The organism is Amycolatopsis nigrescens CSC17Ta-90 (genome assembly GCF_000384315.1).
GTDB classification, from domain to species: Bacteria; Actinomycetota; Actinomycetes; order Mycobacteriales; family Pseudonocardiaceae; genus Amycolatopsis; species Amycolatopsis nigrescens.
Genome location: NZ_ARVW01000001.1, coordinates 6772184 through 6792911 on the forward strand (window position 1 = coordinate 6772184; position 20728 = coordinate 6792911).

Here is a 20728-nt window from a genome sequence, read left to right on the forward strand (position 1 = left end):
TGAAATCGGGCAAGGTACCTTCGTCCCCGTGTTCGGTGATTTGTCAACCAAACCCGGGACCGGCCGCAGGTACCGCCCGGAGCTGCAGGGACTGCGCGCGCTGGCGGTGCTGCTGGTGGTCGTCTACCACATCTGGCTCGGCCGGATTTCCGGTGGCGTGGACGTCTTCTTCCTCATCTCCGGCTTCCTGATCACCGGGCAGCTGGTCCGCGCGGCCGGTCGCGGCGGGATCGAGTTCGGCCCGATGTGGGGCCGGATGATCAAGCGGCTGTTCCCGGCCGCGCTGACCGTGCTGCTGGCCGTCATCGTGGCCGGCGCGCTGCTGCTGCCGGAGAACCGCTGGCTGCAGACCATCAAAGAGGTCGTCGCGTCGGCGCTGTACCTGGAGAACTGGCGGCTGGTCGCGGACTCGGCCGACTACTTCACCCAGCACGACGCGGCCAGCGTGGTGCAGCACTTCTGGTCGCTGTCCATCCAGGGGCAGTTCTACCTGCTCTGGCCGCTGCTGGTCGCGGGCGTGGCGCTGGCGGCCCGCGCCGCCGGGCGGAGCCTGCGGAACTCGCTGCTCAGCACGTTGCTGGTGGTCTTCGCCGGATCGCTGACCTACTCGGTCTGGCTGACCGCGGTGAACCAGCCGCTGGCCTACTTCAGCTCGCTGACCAGGGTGTGGGAGTTCGCCCTCGGCGGCCTGCTGGCACTGGCCGTGGACGCCGGCACGCTGCCGCGGCTGCTGCGGATCGCGCTCGGCTGGGCCGGGGTCGCCGGGCTGGTGCTGTGCGGCCTGGTGCTGCAGGTCGGCCAGGTGTTTCCCGGGTACCTCGCGCTGTGGCCGACGCTGTCCGCCGCACTGGTCATCGCCGCCGGCGGCACCGGCGCCCGGTTCGGCGCCGACCGGTTGCTGGCCTCCCGGCCGCTGCGGTACCTCGGCGACCTCAGCTACGCGCTGTACCTGTGGCACTGGCCGATCCTGGTGTTCTACCTGGTCGCCCGCGGTCGCGAGCGGGTGGGCTTCACCGGCGGGATGGCGATCATCGGGCTGTCGCTGGTGCTGGCCGCGGCGACCTACCACCTGCTCGAGAAGCCGGTGCGGGAGTCCAGGATCGGGCTGCGCACCAGGTGGGGCGCCTACCGGTTCGGGGTGGCCATGCTGGTGCCGGTGCTGCTGGCGGCGGGCGGCTGGCAGCTGACCGGCCTGCGCAAGGCCGGCAACTACGCGGGAGGGGCCGGTGACCTCGACTATCCCGGCGCGCTGGCCATGGCGCCGGGGTTCGAGTACCGGGGTGCGCCGGATCCGCCGCTGATGCCGTCGTTCGTCACACTGGCCGAGGACTACGCCCGGATCGACGAGCGGCACTGCACCACCGCTGCGCGCAGCGAGGAACTCCAGGTCTGCTCGACCGAGACCGCCGGGCCGCCGTCGCGGCGGATCGTGGTCGCCGGCGACTCGCACGCGCAGCAGTTCATCGGCGCGCTGCTGCCGATCGCGGAACGGGAGAACTGGCAGGTCGTCGCCATGCTGCGCGGCGGCTGCCCGTTCTCCACCGACTCCGAGACGGTGCCCGGCGACCAGCCCTGCGTGGACTGGAACTCCGCGGTGGCCGAGGAGATCCTCGAGCTCCGGCCGGACGCGGTGTTCACCATCGCCACCAAGGACGTGCGGCCGGGGGCGACCGAGCACACCCCGCCCGGTTTCGTGAACCAGTGGCGCAAGGTCGACGCCGCGGGGATCCCGGTGCTGGCCGTGCGGGACAACCCGCGCTACAACGACTTCGCGCCGCCGCTCTGCGTGGAGGCCAATGGCCCGGACGCCCCGGAATGCCGCACCCCGCGAGCCGAGCTGTACGCCCCCGAGCCGCCCTATGCCGGGCTGGCCGACGTGCCGGCGAACGTGTCGTTCCTGGACTTCAGCGACTACTTCTGCGAGCAGGAAAGCTGCCCGCCGGTCATCGGCAACGTGCTGGTGTACATGGACGACAACCACGTCAGCGCCACCTACATGACCACCATGTCCACCATCCTGGAGGACGCCGTCCGCTCCGCGCTCGGCTGGCCGGAGCCCGCCGCGTCCGGGCCGGCCTGACCGCGGATTGCTAGTGTCCTCCGGTCGGCGAACGTGCGGCCAGTGGTGGGAGAGTGAACGCGATGACGCAGGAACCCGTGGTCCTGCCCGCGGAATGGCAGGACACACCGGTGACGGTCGTCATCCCGACCTACAACGAGGCCGGCAACCTGCCGAAGGTGATCGACGCGCTGGACCGGCTGCCGCTGGCCGGTCTCGGTGTCGTGGTGGTGGACGACGGCTCCCCGGACGGCACCGGCGACCTTGCCGACGAGCTGGCCGAGCGGTGGAACGCCACCCGTTCGCGGCCGATGACCGTGCTGCACCGGACGGCGAAGAACGGCCTCGGCCGTGCCTACGTCGCGGGCATGACCGCCGCCCTCGACGGTGGCGCCCGGTACGTCGTGCAGATGGACGCCGACCTTTCGCATCCGCCGGAGAAGATTCCCGCGATGCTCGGCACGGCGCTGTCGAACGAGGCCGGGGTGGTCATCGGTTCCCGCTACGTCAACGGCGGGCAGCTCGACGCGGACTGGCCGCTGAACCGGCGGCTGCTGTCGAAATGGGCCACCTTCTACGTCAACCGGATCCTGCCGCTCCGGCTGCGCGACGTGACGGCCGGGTTCAAGCTGTGGTCCGCCGCGGCCCTGCGCGACATCCGGCTGGACAAGGTCCGGTCCAACGGTTACAGCTTCCAGGTGGAGTGCAACCACCGTGCCGTGCAGGCGGGGCACGTGCTGCTCGAAGTGCCGATCTACTTCAGCGAACGGACCGACGGCGCGTCGAAGATGACCCTCGCCGTGAAGATCGAGTCCGCGCTCACCCCGTGGCGGCTGCGCCGGAAGCGCTGAACCACCGCGGAAATCCGGTGCGCCGCGGCCCGGTTTGCGGCAGGCTCGGGTGATGGTGATCTTGGACAACGGGTACGAGGTGGACGACGATCCGGCGCGGGTGGACCGGGACGCGCTGTGGGAGTTCCTGTCCACCTCGGCCTACTGGGCCCGCTGGCGGACCCGCGAGCACGTGCACCGCCAGCTGGACTGCGCCTGGCGCGTGGTCGGGGTGTACCGCGGCGGTGAGATGGTCGGTTTCGCCAGGGCGATTTCGGACGGGGTGTCGCTGGCCTATCTCGCGGACCTGTACGTGCTGGACAGCCACCGCGGGCACGGCCTCGGCAAGGAGCTGGTCCGTGCGATGGTCGAGGAGGGCCCCGGCGCCGGGCTGCGCTGGCTGCTGCACACCGACGACGCACACGGGCTGTACCGGCAGTTCGGCTTCGCGGAGCCGGACCACACCTTCCTGGAACGCCCGCGCCCGTCCTGACCTCACGAGACACAACAGCTAGGAACCGTTCAGCAGCACCGGAAGGGCGGTCAGCCCGCGGATCCGGCCACTGCTCAGCCAGTGCGGGGCGGTCGCCGGCCCGGCCGGGCGCAATCGCGGGAATCGCCGTAGCAGGGCGGAAAACGCGATCTCGGCTTCCATCCTTGCCAGCGGCGCGCCGACGCAGTAGTGGATGCCGTGGCCGAAGGCGACATGCCCGGCGGACTCGCGGTCGAAGTCGAGGCGGTCCGGTTCGTCGAACTTCGCCGGGTCGCGGTTCGCCGAGGTGAGCGCGATGTGCACGAACTCGCCGGCCGGGATCTCGGTGCCGTCGATCACCACCGGCTCACCGGTGTAGCGGGTGGTTGCCAGGTTGACCGGGCCGTCGTAGCGCAGGAACTCCTCCACCGCGGCCGGGATCAGCGCCGGGTCCGCGAGCAGCGCGTCGAGCTGCTTTTCGTCGCACAGCAAGGCGTGCATGCCGTTTCCGATCAGGTTCACGGTCGTCTCGTGCCCGGCGACGAGCAGCAGGAAGGCCGTCGAGACGAGTTCGCGCTCGCTGAGCCGGTCGTCCTCGTCCCGCGCGTGCACCAGCGCGGAGAGCAGATCGTCCGCCGGCCGCTCGCGTTTGGCCTGCACCAGCCCGGTCAGGTACCGCGTCATCTCCCTGGCGGCCGCCGGCCGGTCCCGGCTGTCTGCGGTGAGCAGGGTGATGATCCAGCCCCGGAACTCGTCGCGGTCGGCGAACGGGACGCCGAGCAGTTCGCAGATCACCGTGGTCGGCAGCGGCACGGCGAACGCTTCCATCAGGTCCACCTCGTCGCGGGCGGCCATGTCGTCGAGCAGCCCGGCGGTGATCTCTTCGATCCGGGGCCGCAGCTTCTCCGTCGCACCGGGGGTGAAGGCCTTGTTCACCAGCTTGCGCAGCCGGGTGTGGTCGGGTGGATCGGCGTTGAGCATGTTGTTGGTCAGCGACTGGCCGGCGTTGGAGACCGCCCGCCCGTGTTCGCTGAGCAGCTTCTCGGAACCCGCCACGGCTTTGCGCAGCCGCGGGTCGGCCAGTGCCGCCCTGCTCTCGGCGTAACCGGTGATCACCCAGCCGGGCAGCCCGGTGGGATACTGGAGCCGGTGCACGCTCCCGCGCTCACGCAGCCGCCGGTAGACCCGGTGCGGGTCGGCGAAGAACTCGTCGTCCAGCACCTCGGATTCGTCACCCATCGAGCCCTCCCGCGCGCCGTCACTCACCACTCACCGCCATCCCACGGTAGCCGCTATCTCGCCCCTCGTCCGCCCACCCGAGTCCCACACTGCCACCCGCCGAGTCGACCATTCACGCCCGGCGAGTCGACCCTTCGGGCCGGGCGAGTCCCTCGTTGGCGCAACGCGAGTGGCCACCCCAGGGGGATTCGCAGGGATCCATGTCACCCGCCCGGCCGGGCGAACAAGGGCTATTCCAGCCGCGCCAACCGGCAGCATCTGGCCCGGCGCGGCATCAGGGGTTGTTTCGCTAATGGCAGCGTGATGGCACGTGGTTGCGGATCATGGCATCGGCCGTTCGCGCAGCGGGCTGACCACCAAGTTGCACCTGGCGTGTGAGCAGGGGCAGATACCGTTGGCGTTGGTGATCACATCGGGCTAGTGGGCCGATTCGCCGCAGTTCACAGTGGTGTTGGAGCGTATCCGGGTGTCGTGTTCGGCGGGCTGGGACGTCTCCGGACCCGGCCGGTGATCGTGCGGGGCGACAAGGCTTACGGCGGTCGGGCGGCGAACCGGGACTACGACCGACTCGCACGCAAATACCTCGGCGCACTCCACTCCGCCAGCACACTCGCCTGGTTCACATGATCCGCCTGAAACTTCACTAGAAGGGTGGTGGCTCGTCGGCGATTTTCGGAGGGGGCGGGTCGAGAAGTGGCTCCGGTCTGGTTGAGTAGGTGCGGCCGGTCGGAGTCGTGACCGTTAAATCGGCCGTTTCAGGGTCGAACTCGAAGGTCCAGCCTGGCTCATCCTTCAGGCCATGGTGGTAGCGGCAGAGGCAGCACAGATTGTGTTCGCAGGTGTCCCCGTTTTGCGACCATGCGGTGCAGTGGTCGGCATCGCAACGTTGGGCCGGGCGGTTGCAGCCGGGGGCTCGGCAGGTGCGATCCCGGACCCGGACGAGTTCGGCGAGGGCTGCGGGTGGGCGGTATCTCTTGCGGCCGATGTCGCGGACAGTGCCCGTTACCGGATCGGTCAACACTTTCCGCCAGACACTGTTGGGCTGGTTCATGATCTGACGACCCACCTCCGCCGGGATCGGACCATGACCGACCAGTTCGCAGCCGTCGTCGCGGATACCCAGCGCGGTGTCGAGCGGGATATGGATGAACACCTGGGCCGCCAAGCCCTCCCAGCCTTTGCCGAGGAGCAACTCCGCGAGCACATCGGCTCGAAGTTGGTCCATCGTGCGGGTTTCCTCGCCGACCCGGAGCTTGCGGGCGAGCATGTCGATCCGGGCATAGACGGCGGTCGCGATCTCAGCCGGGAGGTACGCCCAGAGTGAGGCCATCGCATCCGGCTCGTGGTGCAACTCGACGCGGCGCTGCTTGCGACGGGCTTCGGCCCGCGCCCGCTGCCCCTCCGGATCGAGACTCGCCACCACCCGAGTGACCGTTTTCCGCCAGTTACTCGGATTCTTCTCACCGATCCGTGACGACAGAATCTCATCCGCTCGACGAGCTAATTCATCCGACAGTACCGCCACCCCATCAAAGGCTTGACGAGCCTTGTCGATATCCAGCTCACCGGCGACCATCGCCGCCAACAGACACGGCATCCGCGACACCAACGCATCGGCCAACGCCACCCGGGTCGCGGTCGTGTCACGGGACAACCGCAACTCCGGCGCCAACTCATCCGCCACCCACCGCGCCCCACCACGAGCACGGCTGACCTGCGCGATCGCCCGGGCCTGGATCGCCTGCGCACGACAGATCACCCGCCGCGCCGAGATCACCACCCCCACCGCCTGCGACGGATCGAGGTGCTCGATCGTCGACTCACGCAAACCGAACAACCACTCCGGCGAAAGCGCACCAAAATCAACCTTCGGAGCCATCCGCAAAAGAACACAGGACACCAGAACCTCCTCAGTTCTGAATACCCCTCCACAATACCGCCGCCCCACGACAAAAAACGCCCACAACCAAACACGAAAGAGGGAAAGAAAGTCGTACGCGCTGAGGGGGAAACCAGCTCCGGTGTGCTGGGACAGGTCGACATCGAAACCAAAGCTTGGCAAGCAGACGAAGTGCTTGTCCTGGAAGGAGATTCCGATACCGAACCGCACCCGAACATGGTCGCACTGTGGTGATACAGCAGGCGGGTCGGTATCCGCACCGGGGCGCCACAACCCGCATAACGTCCTTCACGCGAAAGCGCCGGGTCTGGTCGAAGAAAACCGTACCCCTCGACCGGGCAGATTCAGGAACGGACGTACAACGCCGACCGGCCCGCATATCGCGCTTGCGCGCCCAGCTCCTCCTCGATGCGGATGAGCTGGTTGTACTTGGCCGTGCGGTCCGAACGGGACAACGAGCCGGTTTTGATCTGGCCGCAGCCGGTGGCGACCGCCAGATCCGCGATGGTGGTGTCCTCGGTTTCGCCGGAACGGTGCGACATGACCACCGTGTAGCCGGCCTTGTGCGCGGTGTCCACCGTGGTGAGGGTCTCGGTGAGCGAACCGATCTGGTTCACCTTCACCAGGATCGAGTTGGCGACACCGTCCCGGATGCCGTCGTTGAGCCGGTCGACATTGGTGCAGAACACATCGTCGCCGGTGAGCTGGCACTTGTCGCCAAGCAACCGCATCAGCAGCTTCCAGCCCTCGAAGTCGTCCTCCGCCATGGGGTCTTCGATCGACGCGATCGGGTATCGAGAGACCAGGTCCGCGAGGTACTGCGCGTGCTCCTCGATCGACCGCTTCGTGCCCTCGCCCGCGTAGTCGTAGACCCCGTCACTGAAGAATTCGGACGTAGCCGGGTCCATGACCAGGGAGATCTCCGCACCGGGTGTGTAACCGGACTTCTCGATGGCATCGACGACGAACTGCAGCGCCTCGTCGGAGGTGCGGAGGTCGGGAGCGAAGCCGCCTTCATCGCCCACGCCGGTGCTGTGGCCGGCATCCGACAGCGCCTTGCGCAGAGTGTGGAAGACCTCGGACCCCATGCGCACGGCCTCGAAGAAGTTCTCCGCTCCGATCGGCGCGATCATGAACTCCTGGAAGTCCAGTGCGTTGTTCGCGTGCGCTCCACCGTTGATGATGTTCATCATCGGTACGGGCAGCAGTCGGGCGTTCGCCCCGCCGACGTAGCGGTACAGCGGTACCTGGTGCGCCGCGGCCGCGGCTTTCACCGTGGCCAGCGAGACACCGAGAATCGCGTTGGCTCCCAGCTTCCCCTTGTTGGGCGTGCCGTCGAGCGAAATCATCACCTCGTCAACCAGCGCCTGGTTCTCCGCTTCGACTCCCACCAAGGAGTCCGCTATGACACTGTTGACCGCTTCGACCGCTTTGCGAACGCCCTTGCCGTGGAAGCGCGAAGCCTCGCCGTCACGGAGCTCGACGGCTTCGTTGGCGCCTGTCGACGCACCGGAGGGAACCGCGGCACGGCCCATCGACCCGTCCTCCAGCAGGACATCCACCTCGACGGTCGGGTTACCCCTGCTGTCCAAGACTTCGCGTCCGACAACTCGGGTAATCGCGGTCATCATGCTCCTTCTGGGAAAGCCATTCGGACGTCGGCATCTTCCCATGGCCGGGGTTACCAGGTGACCGGTAGCCCGACCAGCCCGCGCACCATCCTGCCGTGGCGCCAGGACAGGTCGCCGGGCGGCGCGGCGAGCCGCAGGCCGGGCAGCCGGCGGAGCAGGGTGCCGATCGCGATGCGCAGCTCGGCCTTGGCGAGCTGGGCGGCGACGCAGAAATGCGGGCCGTACCCGAACGCGAGGTGCGGGTTGGGTTTCCTGGTCAGGTCCAGTTCGTCGGGCCGGTCGAAGACCCGCTCGTCCCGGTTGGCCGCGTCGAGCTGAACCAGCACCGCGTCCCCGGCGCGGACGACCATCCCGCCCAGCTCCACGTCCTCGGTCGCGATGCGGGTGAAGCCGGCCGAGGTCACCACCGGGGTGAAGCGCAGCAGCTCCTCGATCGCGGTGTCCAGCAGACCGGGATCGGCGCGCAGCGCGGCCAGCTGGGCCGGATGGGTCAGCAGGTTGTAGACGAAGTTGCCGATGTGGTTCGACGTGGTCTCCAGCCCGGCGTAGAGCAGGGTCACGCCGAGGACCACCAGCTCGTCCTCGCTGAGCCGACCCTCCACGTCGCGCGCCTGCACCAGCGCGCTGAGCAGGTCGTCGGCCGGTTGTGCCCGCCGCAGGTCCACCAGTTCCGCCAGGTAGTCCTTGAGCCTGGCGAAGGCCGCGATGATCTCTTCGGGAGCGAAGGCGGTGGTGGCGAGCGCGACGTCGATCCAGCCGGTGAACCGGTCCCGGTCGGCCACCGGCACGCCGAGCATGTGGCAGATGATCGTGACCGGCAGCGGCAGCGCGAGCCCCGCCACCAGGTCCGCCGGCGGGCCCTGCGCCTCGATCCGGTCGAGGAGCTCGTCGGTGACCCGCTGCGACTCCCCGGCCAGCTGGTCCAGCCGGCGCGGCGTGAACGCCGTGGACACGAGCCTGCGCAGCCGGTTGTGCTCGGGCGCGTCCATCGTGTGCAGGGTCGGGTCCTTCAGCAGCCGGGGTGACGTCCTCGGCACGTCGCGGCCCAGCAGCGCGGCCCGGCTGAACCGCGGGTCGCTCAGTACCAGCCGGACGTCCTCGTGCCGGGTCGCCAGCCAGGCGTCGCCTCCGTAGGGCAGCCGGATCCGGCTCAGCGGCTCGTGCTCGCGAAGCCGGGCGTATTCGGGTTCCAGGGCGAGCCGTGCCGGATCGCGGAAGGGGTACGTGCGGGGTTCTCGGCCGGTGGTGGTCATGCTGGAAAAGTCGGGTCGCGGCGGGGAAAAGTTCCGGGGAGCGCCCGTGATTTGTGCCGATCTGCTAAGCCTGCCACCCCTTCTGCTGATCGAGATGAGTACATTTCGGGGGTATTTGACACCGGTGTCGGCCGGTGAATACCATCCGGTAACTTCGATTTAACGACCGGCTCGTCGAAATTCCGGTCACCGAAAAATTGCGAGTCCTTCCGGTAGTGAACGCTATTCTGATCGAGGTGCGATGAACGCTATTCCTGGTCCGGATTCCGCTGGTGAGTCGTTCGCGACGCTGCTGCACCACTGGGCCCGGCAGCTGGCCGACGAGACCGCGCTGACCTTCCTGGACTACAGCGAAAGCGTCGACGCCAAAGCCGTCTACCTCACCTGGTCCGAACTCGACGAGCGGGTGAGCGCGGTGGCCGCCCGGCTGCTCGAATCCGCCGCTCCCGGCGAACGAGCGGCGATCGTGGCGGACCAGTCGGCGGATTACGTGGTGGCTTTTCTCGGCGCCATCCGGGCCGGGATGATCGCGGTGCCGCTGTTCTCCCCGGGGCTGCCGGGGCACGCGGAACGGCTGGCCACGGTGCTCGCGGACGCCGAGCCCAGCCTGCTGCTCACCACCGCCGGCAAGGTCGGTGAGGTGACGGCTTTCGTGGCGTCCCAGGCGATGCGCGCGCCGGATGTGATCGCAGTGGACACCGCCGAGCCGGTGCGGGGCGAGCACGAATGGCCGGTGCCGGCACCGGACGATCTCGCGTACCTGCAGTACACCTCGGGCTCCACCAGGACACCGGCCGGCGTGATGCTGGCGCACCGCAACGTGCTCGCCAACGCCAGGCAGGCCTGCCGCGCGTACGGCGCCGAGCCGGGGCTCAACACCACGGTGAGCTGGTTGCCGCTGTACCACGACCTTGGGCTGATGCTCGGCATCGGCGCACCGATGGCGGGCGGCATCGGCTCGGTCCTGATGGACCCGCTGGCCTTCCTGGGACGGCCGGGCCGCTGGCTCCGCGCGCTGTCGCTGAGCCCCGGCGCGATCAGCGCGGGACCCAACTTCGCCTTCGCCTACACGGCTTCGCGGGTGCCGGAGGCGGAAAAGGTCTACCTCGAACTGGGGGGCGTCTCCGCACTGACCAACGGCAGCGAACCGGTGCTGCCCGCCACCATCGCCCGGTTCCAGGACGCCTTCGCGGAATGCGGCTTACCGCCGAACGTCCAGCGGGTTTGCTACGGGCTGGCGGAGGCGACGCTGGTCGTGTCGGTCACCGACGCGGACAAGCCGCTGCGCCAGGTCACCTTCGATCGGGACCGGCTCGCCGCGGGCACGGCGGTGCCGGTGGTCGGCGGCGAAGGTGCCACCACGCTGGTCTCGTGCGGCCGCCCGGCCGGGCAGGAGTTGCTGATCGTGGACCCGGCGACCCGGCGGCCGCTGCCTGCCGGCGAGGTCGGCGAGATCTGGGTGAGCGGACCGAACATCGGTGCCGGCTACTGGAAGAAGCCGGACGATTCGGTGGCCACCTTCGGGCTGAGCCCCGCCGTCGCGGCCGGGGAGGAGCCCGGCCGCGGGATGGACGGCAGGGGCTGGCTGGCCACCGGGGACCTCGGCCTGCTGTTCGAGGGCGAGCTGTACATGACCGGCCGGTCCAAGGATCTGATCATTGTGGACGGTCGCAATCACTACCCGCAGGACATCGAGCAGACCGTCGAAGGCAACCCCGCGGTCCGGCCGCATTCCGCCGGTGCCTTCGCCGTCGCGGGGGAGGAGGGGGAGAAGGCGGTCGTCGTCCTCGAACGCTCGAAGCGGGATGACGCGTCCGAGCTGGACCTCGGCGAGGCCGGTGCGGCGATCCGCGCCGAGGTGTCCCGGCTGCACGGGCTCGGTCTGCACGACATCGTCTTCGTCCCGCCCGGCGAGGTGCCGCGGACCTCCAGCGGCAAGATCAGCAGGGCGCTGTGCCGATCCCGTTACCTGGACGGCACGTTCACCGGCCGCCGGCTCTCCTGACCGGGCGGTTTCAGAAGCACGCCGAGCGTCGAAGCCGGGCACACCGCTGCAGGAAATTTCCTGCGGCGGTTCCCTGCTTTTAACAGGCTGATGACGGATCCCCGGCCACCTCTTGTGGTTTACTGCTGACGGAGGGGCTCGAATGGACTACTCACCCTGAGAAAAGTGCTACTAAACGTAACTGGCACCCCTGGGATCCGTGCGCGAGCACCGTGGCTGGCGCAGACGGACGCAGGTAGCGGGGCATCCGGACACTATGTGTGACCGTGCCTGTGCGCAGGTGAGTTCTCGCGGTTGATCACCCCGGGGGACCTTGACGAGTCGACGGCGCGCTTCTGGAACGGAGGAGATTTGAATCTCGAGAACCCTGTGCTGGTGGATCCCTACGGCTCCGGTGTGCTGAGCAAGGATCTGCCTTCGGAGTTCGAGCGGTTGCGGCTGCTGGAGGAGTCGATGGACCCCACCACGCTGGGGGTGCTCGACCGCCTGCCGATGGAGTCCTCGTGGCGCTGCCTCGAACTGGGTGCCGGCGCCGGCTCGGTCGCCTACGAACTCGCCCGGCGCTGCCCCGATGGCGGGGTGGTGGCCGCGGACATCGACCCGCGGTACCTCGACGCGGAGTTCAAGTCCAATTTGGACATAGTGCGCTTCGACGTCCGCCACGACGACATGCCGGCCGGCGATTTCGACCTGATCCACTGCCGGCTGCTGCTCGAGCACTTGCCGGAACGCGAGCACATTCTCTCGAAGATGGCCGAATGGCTGGCGCCGGGCGGCTGGCTGGTGGTGGAGGACGGGTACTGGTTCCCGCCGGGCGATTCGCTGTACCCGGAGATCGGGCGGGTGACCGCCGCGCTGGTCGCGCAGTTCGAGTCACAGGGCGCAGATATGCGGTGGAGCCGCCGGCTGCCGAGCCTGATCTCCCGCGCCGGCCTTGCCGACGTGGACGTCGCGATGACGCCGCTGTACCTGGGACAGGCCGGCGTGACCAAGGCCTTCGACCGCCATCTGCGCAAGACCATCGACCAGGTCGGGCCGGTGCTCGCGGAGTCGGGGCTGGTCACCGAAGAGGACCTGGCCGGCGCCTACGCCACCGCCGCCGACCCGGACTTCCTGGAGCTGGTGGTCACCCTGGTGTCGTCATGGGGCCGCCGTCCGGTCGGCTGAGCCGGCCCTGGCGGTACTGGATGAGGAACAGGTCCGGCGGGGAAGTGAGCGGCTGAACGCTGTCCAGCCGCAGTCCGGCCGCCGCGCCGATGGCGGTGAGCTCCGCCTCGCTGCGCTCTTTCCCGCCAAGGGTGAGCAACATGTGCAGGTCCGCGGCGGCGACCCGGACGTGCTCGTCGCTGTCCCGGATCACCCGGTCGACGAGCAGGACCTTCCCGTCCGGCCCGGCGGCCTCGGCGCAGCGCCGGAGGATCGAGACGGCTTCGGCGTCGGCCCAGTCGTGGATGATGTTCGCCAGCAGGTACACGTCGCCACCGGCAGGCAGGGGATCGAAGAAGCTCTGCCCGCGGATGTCGAAGCGGTCCCGTAGCTCGGGGGAGTCGAACGCCGGCTCACCGGAGGCCGCGGTGTTGGGCAGGTCCACCAGCGTCCCGCGCAGGTGCGCGTGCTTGCGCAGCAGCTCGGCCAGCAGGACGCCGAGACCGCCGCCGACGTCGACCACGTGCTCCACCGAGCTCCAGTCGTACTCCGCCGCCACCGAGGACGCGAAGAGGCCGGTGTGGCTGGCCATCATCCGGTTGAACGACTCGGCCAGCGCGGGCCGGCCCTCGAGGTCATCCCACGCGCCGCGGCCGAACAGCGCCGGATAAGCCGGCTTGCCGGTCCGCACCGAGTCGATGAGGTTGCCGTAGGTCTGGTCGATGCGGCCGGAGAAACCGGACTGGTCCAGCCAGCTGTGCACACCGGAGGCATGATCGCGCCGGAGCACTCGCCCGAGCGGGGTGACCGCGAACCTGCCCTCCTCGGGCTCGGTGAAGACGCCGAGCCCGACGAGATAGCGCAGCACCCTGGCCAGCGCGTCCGGGTCGGTGCCGGTGCGCTCGGCGAGCTCGCCGGTGCCGGTGACGCCCTCGTCGATCAGGTCGGGCAGGGCGAAGGTCACCGCCGCGCGGATCGCCCACGGGGTCGCCAGTGAGGCGAGCCGGACCATTTCCAGGACATGCTGCTCTTCGTCGTGGGCCACCAGGGCCAGCCTTTCCGTCTGGTCGATGCAGGTCAGTTGGTGCCGATGGGGAGCCGTTCACCCGTGCCGGAGCGTACTTCCCGGCCGGCCCGTACCACCGAGGTCACGTTCAGCAGCCCCTCGAGCCCGCGGCTGAGATCGCCGGCGACGACGAGCAGATCCGCGTCGTACCCGGCCGTGACCCGTCCCTTGCGGTCGCCGACCCCGCAGGCATGGGCCGCGGTCTCGGTGACCGACGCGAGCGCCTCCGCCGTGCTGAAACCGAAGTGCGCGAAGGAGATCACCCCGTACGGCAGCACGTCGTGCGGCTTCCGCGGGTTGATGCCGGCATCGGAGCAGCCCACCACCCTGGCGCCGGCGCGGCTCATCTGCGTCAGATACTCCCCGCGGGCTTCGAGCATCCGCCTGATCCGCGCGGGCAGCAGCGTGTCGTCCCCCGGCAGCCGGGCCTCCTCCACGCCGATGAACGTGCCCGCGTCGCACAGCGCCTCGATGGTCGCCCAGTCCGGCACGGCGCCGGTCTCGGTGAGGAAGGTGCAGTGCTCCACGCCGTCCACCCCGGCGCCGGCCGCGTCGGCGAGCCCCTGCAGGCCGTGCGCGTGCGCGGTGACCGGGAGGCCCTCGGCGTGGGCGGTGCGCACGACAGCGGCGAGTTCTTCGCGGCTGTACTGGGATTCGTGGGAATCCCACTGCGGGGTCAGCATGCCGCCGGTGGCCATGATCTTCACCACGTCCACGCCCCGGCGGGCCCGCTCGCGCACGGCGGCGACCAGCCCGTCCACCCCGTCGGTCTCGCCGCCGAGGAACCAGCAGTGCCCGCCGGTCCGGGTGATCGGCGGCCCCGCGACGAGGATCTCGGGAAGCTCTTCGTCCTTCGAGTCCCGGACCTCGGTGCACACGTAGCCGCGGTCGCCGAGGTCGCGGACGGTCGTGATGCCGGCGTCCAGCGCCTGCCTGGCGTGGCGCCGGGCCAGTGCCCGCAGGAAGTCGTCGCTCTCCTCCCGCATCTGGCTCGGCACGTCCCCGTGCGGGTCGAAGGTCAGGTGCGCGTGCGAGTCGACGAGCCCCGGCAGGACGGTGGCGTCACCGAGGTCGGCCACCGGCAGGTCCGACGAAGGGTCCGCGCCGGAAAGATCCACGTCCGCGATCCGGTCGCCCTCGACCACGACGAGCGGCCGTCCGCGGTGCAGCGCGCACCCGTCGAACAGGGCCGAGGCGCGCAGCCCCCAGCGGTCACCGTGCCGGGTCATACGGGCCGATCTCTTGTTTGATCCGGTCGACGATCGGCGAGCGCTGGAAGGCCTGCGCCACCTTCACCAGGTAGCGGATCTCTTCGGACCTGCTGTCCAGCGCCGGGCTCTCCAGGTGCTCCTCGGGCGGCGTCGCGGGATGCGCGCTGCTGTTCTTGTCGCGCAACGCCACCGCGAACCGGCTCGCGTCGACGAGCGCGCGCAGGTCGTCGCCCTCCAGGCCGTGCTCTTCCCCCAGCCGCTCGGCGGCCGTGGTCACGTGCGGGTTGAACCAGTCGCGCAGTGCGAGCTGCGCGTCCCGGATCTCGATGGCCATCCGGTTGATCCGGAAGCTCAGGTCGGACAGCAGGATCCGGTCCATCAGGAACGGTCGCGGCGGGATCAGGGTGATCTCCGGGGAGGTCTCGCAGGCCGCCAGCCAAAGCGGGTAGAGGCGGCGGAAGGTCTGGTACTGGCTGACCGAGCGCGGGATCGCGGACACCCGCGGGCCCCAGGACGGCATGGTCAGCCCGAGGTAGAGGATCGGCACCCCGACCCCGGTGAGCACGATCGGCACCAGCTCCCAGGAGTTCAGGTCCATCCCCAGATGGACCCCGACCACGTCCATCGCCCTGCTCATGAAGTAGAGGAAGTTGATCGCCGCGCCGAGTGCGGTGAGCCGCAGCCCGTACTTGAGCCACGGCAGCGAGTTCGCGACCGAGGAGAACGAGATGCCGAGCCGGGTGATCTCGAAGGTGCCGATGGAGCCGAAGGTCGCGAACGCGAGCAGGTAGGCCACCACCAGCGGCTGGTGCACGTTGTCCACGAAGTAGTGGCTGGACCGCTTCTGCACGTCCGCCATCGCGCTGACGAACAGCGCGATCAGCGTCGCCTCCACGATCGCGGTGGCCACGATCCAGCGGCGGGCCTGCGCCACCGCCTGCTCGCGCGGCCTCGTCCAGTAGGCGATCGCGACGAGTACCCCGCCCATGAACGCCGTGGAGAACACGTGCATGCAGAGCACCGCGAAGTTCGGTATCCCGACGAACTTGTCGAAGCTGTCGGAGAAGGTGAGCAGCGCCATCACGAACGTCACGCCGTGGCAGGCGAAGGCCACCAGCAACGCCATGAAGGCCCGGTCGTGCTGGCTCCGCCGGACCGTCCTCAGCTTGTAGAAGAAACCCGTCCACGCGCAGACGGCGCACATCAGGAACACGAACCACTTCGCGTCGGAGAAGTCCATCGGCCGGCGGCCCTACTCTCGAGGCGGTGACGGGTGGCGGTAGCTGGTCGCCTCCGGCTCGGTGAGCGAGGAGGCCAGCCTGGCGATGACGCTGTCGGGTTCCAGGGCGGGAGTGTCGCGGCGACGCGACTCCCGGTCGATCTTCTCCAGGATCGCGCTCGCCATCAACTCGGCTTCCAGCTCCTGGTCGTTGGCGTAGCTGGTGCGGTTCAGGATGCTGCGCACGAAATCCGGGTCGAGGTCGGGGAAGAAGAGCCGCGCCGTTTCGTCGTCCAGCGCGCCGTTGCCGCGATGGCAGCAGATCATATGCCCTAGCTCGTGCACGATGATGTGCTCCTGGTGCGGTTTGCTGGTGTCGGCGTCGTAGAAGATGAAGTCGGCGTCGGCGGCCGCGACCCAGATTCCGCAGGGCTGCGAGGCGCCCATGTTCGTCGGTACCAGTTGGAGCCCGCGGCCGCGCTCACGGCCGATGTGCGCGCACAGCTCGGTGACGGTGAGCCCCTCCGGGATGTTCAGCGAGGCCAACCGTTCTTCGCAGGCACGGCGAAGCTGTCTGATCCGGCGGGGATTGTGGTGGCGGTCCGGCTGAGGCGTGATCACGATTCCGCTCTACTCTACGACAGGCGGGAGTCCTTGCATCTTCCGCATTTGATCTACGACGGTGGTCAGGGCGTCCAGATTGTCCGGCGAAAGTCCCACCGCCCGCGCTGCCAGCGACCGGACGCCGGACTGGTGGAGTTCGTCCAGCGCGGCCAGCTGCTGGCTGATTTTCTCCGCTCGTCCGGGGTCGAAGAAGTAGGCGGGCGAAACGCCGAAGAACTTTGCGAGCGCGAGCTGGAGTTCAGGGGAAGGGCGGGCTCGCTTTCCGGTGCGAAGAGCGGACAGGTAGGTGCCGCTGACCTTGATGTCGGGGTTGAGCCGCTTGATGGCGGCGGCCACCTCGTCGTTGGTCCAGCGATCGCCCCCAGGCCGTCCCCGCCGGAAAAGCTCGTCCAGCCGTTTGGCCAGCCCAGCGTTTTCCGAGCTCTCGGACATCGTCACCTCCGCCTTTTTCCTCGGGACTGATAGTTTAGAACTCTTCGACTGACGGTCGTCGAGCCGCCGGTTCTGTGACTTACATCACAGTTGACACCCTTCTTGCACGTGGGTCATTGTGGCACCAGCGATTCGACTGTTGGTCGACAAACCTTGACTGGTAGTGGCGGACCGGTGGGGGTGAGGCGACGCTCCGGGTTCCGATTGCCCTGGGGGTGCGATCGGAACCCGGCCGTGGCCTGGGGCGCAAGTGCTGGGCGTGAACCAAAATCGCACTGCGATGTCGGACCGGTGTGCTTTGATCGTTTCGTGGATCCCTCCGTGCTCGTCGCCTTCGTGCTCGCCGCCGTGGTCATCAGCGTCGTGCCCGGTCCCGACATGATGTTCATCGTCGCCAACGGGATCGCCAGGGGACGCAAGGCCGGGGTGGTGGCCGCGCTCGGCATGTCCACCGGGTTGGCCGTGCACACGGTGGCCGCCGCGCTGGGACTGGGCACGCTGCTGCAGGCGGCGCCCGCCGTGCTGGACGTGGTGCGCATCGCCGGCGCGGTGTTCCTCGGCTACCTGGCAGTGTCCACCTTGCGTTCGGCGGCGCGTTCTTCGGCTCGCGGCGCCGAAGGGCAGGCGGATCCGGCTGCGCGCGTCACGGGCGGCCGCAGCCTGCGCCGGACCTACCTGATGGCCGTGCTCACCAACCTGGCCAACCCGAAGGTGATCCTGTTCTTCCTGGCGTTCTTCCCGCAGTTCCTGGTCGCCGACGGCGGCTGGCCGGTCTGGCTGCAGTTCCTCGTGCTCGGCGCGGTGTTCATCGCGGTCGGCCTCACCGTGGACGGCACCGTGGGGCTGGCCGCCGGCGCGTTGTCCGCGCTGCTGCTCCGCCGCCCCGCCATCCAGCGCTGGCTGGACCGGGTGTCCGCGGCGATCTTCGGGGCACTCGCCGTCCGCCTCGTCGCGGACCGCAGCTGAGCGTGCACCCGCTGATTATTTCGGCCCGCGCAAGGCTCGGTGGCACAGCAGCGCCGCGCTGAGGAGCAGGGGAATCCCGATCAGGATGGGGGCGCGCAGGCCGAACCGGGCGGCGATCAGCCCGCCGAGCAAGGCCCCCGCGAGCGACGCGGTCATGGTGATGGTGCGCGCGGTGCTGGTGACCCGGCCGAGCAGTTCCGGTGGGGTGAGGGTCTGGCGCTGGGTCACCGCGGCGACGTTCCAGACCCCGAAGGCGAAGCTGCCGACGGCGAGTCCGGCCGCGGCGACCGGCACCGCCGTGGTGAGTCCCAGCATGGCCTGACCGGCCGCCGCCACGGCGAGCGCGCCCGCGAGCGCGCCGGCCGGACCGGTCAGCCGGACGATGCGGGCGGCGGCGAAACCGCCGGCCAGGCCGCCGATGGCGCCGATGGCCATCATCAGCCCGTAGCCGGCGGCGGGCATCGCGAGGATCTGGCTGACGTAGAGCACGAACACCGCGAACCACGCGCTGTCGGTGAAGGTGAACAGCCCGGTGACGCCGACCAGTACCCGAAGCCGTCGATGCCCGAGCAGCCAGCGCAGCCCGCCGACGGTGTCCTGCCAGAGCCGACTTTCCCGGCGTAGTGCGGGTTTGGGAGCGAAGATGTTCGGCAGCGCGAAGATCAGCGCGGCGGCGACGGCGAGGGTGCCGCCGTTGACGGCGAAGGGCAGCACCATGGCGACGCCGAACAGGTAGCCGCCCAGCGGCGGGCCGACCAGTTCGTTGCCGGCGATCTCGGCGTTGACCAGCCGCCCGTTGGCCCGGTCGAGATCGGCGACTTCGACCAGTGGTGGCAGCAGGGTGGAGGCCGCGGTGTCCCGCAGCGTTTCGCCGACCCCGCAGCCGAACGCGACGAGGTAGATCAGGAGCACGCTGGTCAGGTCCAGCGCGACCGCGCCGACCAGCGTCACCAGCAGCACGACCCGGACGACGTCGACGAGCACGACGAGCCGGCGCCGGTCGGCCCGGTCCACCACCGCGCCGGCGAGCAGCCCGAACAGCAGCCACGGCAGTTGGCCGGCCACGGTCACCCCCGCCACCAGCAGCGGGTCGGTGGTCAGCGTGACCACCAGCAGTGGCAGCGCGGTCTGCCGGACACCGTCGCCGAGGTTCGACAGCGCGGTCGCCGACCACAGCCGGGTATACGCGGGCCCCAGATTCGCTGTCATGCCGGTGCCTGGGCGAGAACTCCGTCGATGATGACGCGGAGCTTCCATTCGGCCCTGGAGCCGCCGGGTTCGCCGGTCAGCAACGGTGCCAGCGCACTGATCGTCGGGTAGCGCTCGGCCGGCAGCGATCGGTACACGGCGTCGAGGTGTGCGGAGGCGGCTTCGGACAGCGCGGCCGCGGTGGTCTGCTCTGGGCCGGCCGAGCGCTGGAGTTCGCGCTGGGCGCGGGTCCGCGCGGCCTCTTCCAGTGCCGACGACGCGATGTACTGGCCGAGCAGGTCGGCCGCCAGTGCGCAGGCTGCGTCGCCGATCCCGCCGGCCCGCAGCAGCCGGAGCAGCTCCTCGGTGAGCCGCAGGAAGTGCGGCCCGGTGGGCACCTCGGTCAGGCCGACGGAGCCGATGTCGTCGTGCGCGGCCAGCCCGGCGACGGCGCGGTTGACGAGCAGTTCCAGCCGGGCGCGCCAGTCACCGTCCGCCTCGGTGGGCAGTTCGACGCCGGCCACCGCGAGGTCGTGGGCGAGCGCCATCAGCTGGCGCCGGTCGTGGACGTACACGTAGAGCGAGGCGGGCCCGGTGTCGAGGGCCTGGGAGACCCGCCGCATGCTCACCGCGTCGCAGCCCAGCTCGTCGACCAGCGCGAGCGCGGCGGCCACGATCGCGTCGCGGCTCAGCGGAGCCTTTGCCGGACTGGTGCGGGGGCTGGTGCGGGGATGGCCGCGGGGACTGGGCACGGCCGTGATGCTACTTGACAAACACCGCTCGCGCCGTACACCGTTCTTGACGAACACTGATCGCTACGAACACTGTTTCCCGGGAGGTGCGATCCAGCATGAGCAACGTGATCGTGTTCGGTGCGGGCGGCCGCACCGGGCGCCTCGTCGTCGAGGAGACCCTGCGCGCCGGTCACCAGGTCACCGCGGCCGTGCGCACCCCGGCGAAGTTCCAGCCGGCCAGCACGGAGAACCTGATCGTCGTGCGAGCCGACGTCCGCGACCCGGACAGCGTGCGAGCCGCCGTGGCCGGGCACGACGCCGTGGTCTCCGCGATCGGCCCACCGCGCAACCGCTCACTCGGCCTCTACTCCGACGGCGCTCGCGCCCTGGTGCCCGCCATGGAGTCCGCCGGCGTCGGTCGCTTGATCGCCATCACCTCCAGCGGCGTCCGCCACGACGACCCCGACTTCGCCTTCTGGTACCGCTGCGTCGCCAGGACCCTGATGAAGGAGCTCTACGACGACATGCGTCTGATGGAGAAGATCGTCCGCGAGAGCACGCTCGACTGGACCTTCGTCCGGCCCGGCCGCCTGCTGGACGAGGAGCCGACCGGGACCTTCCGCGTCCAGGACGGCGAAAACCCGCGAGGCGGTTCCAAGGTCAGCCGCACCGACGTCGCCCGGTTCATCGCCAGTGAACTCGGTGAGCACCGCTGGTCACGCACCGCGCCCACCCTCGCGCAATGAGAATTCC

At 69.4% G+C, this 20728-nt stretch carries 18 protein-coding genes; 7 read left to right on the top strand and 11 right to left on the bottom strand.

Features of this window, described 5'->3' with window-relative positions:
• The first annotated feature begins 28 nt into the window (after nucleotides 1–28).
• The 3 genes from AMYNI_RS0132135 to AMYNI_RS0132145 all read left to right on the top strand — a co-directional run bounded on the left by AMYNI_RS0132135 (nucleotide 29) and on the right by AMYNI_RS0132145 (nucleotide 3382).
• Nucleotides 29–2080 carry an acyltransferase family protein gene (locus tag AMYNI_RS0132135; protein ID WP_020672209.1) on the top strand — a complete coding sequence of 684 codons (2052 nt, stop codon included), beginning with the start codon at nucleotides 29–31 and terminating at the stop codon, nucleotides 2078–2080.
• A 62-nt stretch (nucleotides 2081–2142) separates the two neighbouring features.
• Nucleotides 2143–2910 carry a polyprenol monophosphomannose synthase gene (locus tag AMYNI_RS0132140; protein WP_020672210.1) on the top strand — a complete coding sequence of 256 codons (768 nt, stop codon included), beginning with the start codon at nucleotides 2143–2145 and terminating at the stop codon, nucleotides 2908–2910.
• Between the two features lie 52 nt (nucleotides 2911–2962).
• On the top strand, nucleotides 2963–3382 hold the full coding sequence (locus tag AMYNI_RS0132145) for a GNAT family N-acetyltransferase (RefSeq protein WP_020672211.1): 420 nt from the start codon (nucleotides 2963–2965) through the stop codon (nucleotides 3380–3382).
• An 18-nt stretch (nucleotides 3383–3400) separates the two neighbouring features.
• On the opposite strand, the gene AMYNI_RS0132150 is transcribed toward AMYNI_RS0132145, so the two are convergent.
• From AMYNI_RS0132150 to AMYNI_RS0132170, 4 genes are all read right to left on the bottom strand, one after another.
• Entirely contained in the window at nucleotides 3401–4600 is a 1200-nt protein-coding gene (locus tag AMYNI_RS0132150) for a cytochrome P450 family protein (protein ID WP_020672212.1), read from the bottom strand.
• Nucleotides 4601–5243: 643 nt separating this feature from the next.
• Nucleotides 5244–6479 carry an HNH endonuclease signature motif containing protein gene (locus AMYNI_RS48490; RefSeq protein WP_084628726.1) on the bottom strand — a complete coding sequence of 412 codons (1236 nt, stop codon included), beginning with the start codon at nucleotides 6477–6479 and terminating at the stop codon, nucleotides 5244–5246.
• Nucleotides 6480–6844: 365 nt separating this feature from the next.
• On the bottom strand, nucleotides 6845–8128 hold the full coding sequence (gene eno, locus AMYNI_RS0132165) for a phosphopyruvate hydratase (protein ID WP_020672214.1): 1284 nt from the start codon (nucleotides 8126–8128) through the stop codon (nucleotides 6845–6847).
• Nucleotides 8129–8181: 53 nt separating this feature from the next.
• Nucleotides 8182–9384 (bottom strand): cytochrome P450, encoded by a 1203-nt coding sequence (locus AMYNI_RS0132170; RefSeq protein WP_020672215.1) that lies wholly within the window; start codon nucleotides 9382–9384, stop codon nucleotides 8182–8184.
• Nucleotides 9385–9625: 241 nt separating this feature from the next.
• On the opposite strand from AMYNI_RS0132170, the gene AMYNI_RS0132175 reads away from it, so the two are divergent.
• Entirely contained in the window at nucleotides 9626–11389 is a 1764-nt protein-coding gene (locus tag AMYNI_RS0132175) for a fatty acyl-AMP ligase (RefSeq protein WP_020672216.1), read from the top strand.
• Nucleotides 11390–11740: 351 nt separating this feature from the next.
• A complete protein-coding gene (locus tag AMYNI_RS0132180) occupies nucleotides 11741–12556 on the top strand; it encodes a class I SAM-dependent methyltransferase (RefSeq protein ID WP_026361212.1) in 816 nt (271 codons plus the stop codon).
• On the opposite strand, the gene AMYNI_RS45780 is transcribed toward AMYNI_RS0132180, so the two are convergent.
• From AMYNI_RS45780 to AMYNI_RS0132205, 5 genes are read right to left on the bottom strand one after another with little or no spacing between them, the layout of a single operon-like run.
• Nucleotides 12516–13580, bottom strand: coding sequence for a methyltransferase (locus AMYNI_RS45780; RefSeq protein WP_020672218.1), 1065 nt, complete (start codon nucleotides 13578–13580; stop codon nucleotides 12516–12518). The two genes, AMYNI_RS0132180 and AMYNI_RS45780, sit on opposite strands and share 41 nt — an antisense overlap.
• A 32-nt stretch (nucleotides 13581–13612) precedes the next feature.
• Nucleotides 13613–14830, bottom strand: coding sequence for a metal-dependent hydrolase family protein (locus AMYNI_RS0132190; protein WP_020672219.1), 1218 nt, complete (start codon nucleotides 14828–14830; stop codon nucleotides 13613–13615).
• Complete coding sequence (locus tag AMYNI_RS0132195; protein ID WP_020672220.1) at nucleotides 14814–16052, bottom strand: MAB_1171c family putative transporter; 1239 nt, start codon at nucleotides 16050–16052, stop codon at nucleotides 14814–14816. Before AMYNI_RS0132195 ends, AMYNI_RS0132190 begins: the two co-directional genes overlap by 17 nt.
• A 12-nt stretch (nucleotides 16053–16064) precedes the next feature.
• Nucleotides 16065–16652, bottom strand: a complete 588-nt coding sequence (locus tag AMYNI_RS0132200) for a hypothetical protein (RefSeq protein WP_245574041.1) — start codon at nucleotides 16650–16652, stop codon at nucleotides 16065–16067.
• 9 nt (nucleotides 16653–16661) lie between these two features.
• Nucleotides 16662–17087, bottom strand: a complete 426-nt coding sequence (locus tag AMYNI_RS0132205; protein WP_020672222.1) for a helix-turn-helix domain-containing protein — start codon at nucleotides 17085–17087, stop codon at nucleotides 16662–16664.
• A gap of 309 nt (nucleotides 17088–17396) precedes the next feature.
• On the opposite strand from AMYNI_RS0132205, the gene AMYNI_RS0132210 reads away from it, so the two are divergent.
• The gene (locus tag AMYNI_RS0132210) at nucleotides 17397–18053 is read left to right on the top strand and encodes a LysE family translocator (protein WP_026361213.1); all 657 of its coding nucleotides are present in this window, start codon (nucleotides 17397–17399) and stop codon (nucleotides 18051–18053) included.
• A gap of 15 nt (nucleotides 18054–18068) precedes the next feature.
• On the opposite strand, the gene AMYNI_RS0132215 is transcribed toward AMYNI_RS0132210, so the two are convergent.
• A complete protein-coding gene (locus AMYNI_RS0132215; protein ID WP_020672224.1) occupies nucleotides 18069–19262 on the bottom strand; it encodes an MFS transporter in 1194 nt (397 codons plus the stop codon).
• On the bottom strand, nucleotides 19259–19993 hold the full coding sequence (locus AMYNI_RS0132220; protein ID WP_026361215.1) for a TetR/AcrR family transcriptional regulator C-terminal domain-containing protein: 735 nt from the start codon (nucleotides 19991–19993) through the stop codon (nucleotides 19259–19261). Before AMYNI_RS0132220 ends, AMYNI_RS0132215 begins: the two co-directional genes overlap by 4 nt.
• 98 nt (nucleotides 19994–20091) lie before the next feature.
• Between AMYNI_RS0132220 and AMYNI_RS0132225 the strand changes: the two genes are divergently transcribed.
• Nucleotides 20092–20721 carry an NAD(P)-dependent oxidoreductase gene (locus tag AMYNI_RS0132225; RefSeq protein WP_020672226.1) on the top strand — a complete coding sequence of 210 codons (630 nt, stop codon included), beginning with the start codon at nucleotides 20092–20094 and terminating at the stop codon, nucleotides 20719–20721.
• Nucleotides 20722–20728 lie beyond the last annotated feature (7 nt).